1 protein-coding gene is annotated in these 317 nt (G+C 48.6%); it reads left to right on the top strand.

The window, feature by feature from the left end:
• A partial coding sequence (locus H4O21_RS25095) for a response regulator (RefSeq protein WP_182812738.1) occupies window positions 1-317 on the top strand: 317 nt, incomplete at both ends.

Below are 317 nucleotides of genomic sequence, written 5' to 3'. Positions count from 1 at the left end.
GGATTGAAAGGGAAGTCGATCAGGGCAGCCATTTTCATTTTACTGGTCACCGGCCAGCAGAAGCAGATGATGTCGAAGCTTTATATGATGAGGGTGAGCCACGGCTGCATAATTATCGCTCGCCCAGAGCGTTTAATGTACTTTTAGCTGAAGACCTGCCCACTAATGCTGATCTTGCGATGTTGAGGCTTAAACAGCAGGGACATCAGGTCACCTGGGTTGAAGATGGTAAGCAGGCTGTTGTAACGGTGACACAACAAGATTTTGATCTGGTGCTGATGGATGTGCAGATGCCAGAGATGGATGGTCTGGAAGCT

The sequence above is a fragment of the Oceanospirillum sediminis genome, assembly GCF_014164585.1.
GTDB lineage: Bacteria > Pseudomonadota > Gammaproteobacteria > Pseudomonadales > Halomonadaceae > Oceanospirillum > Oceanospirillum sediminis.
Note: the sequence above shows the minus strand (reverse complement) of the source record. Positions and strands in the feature narration are given on the sequence as shown.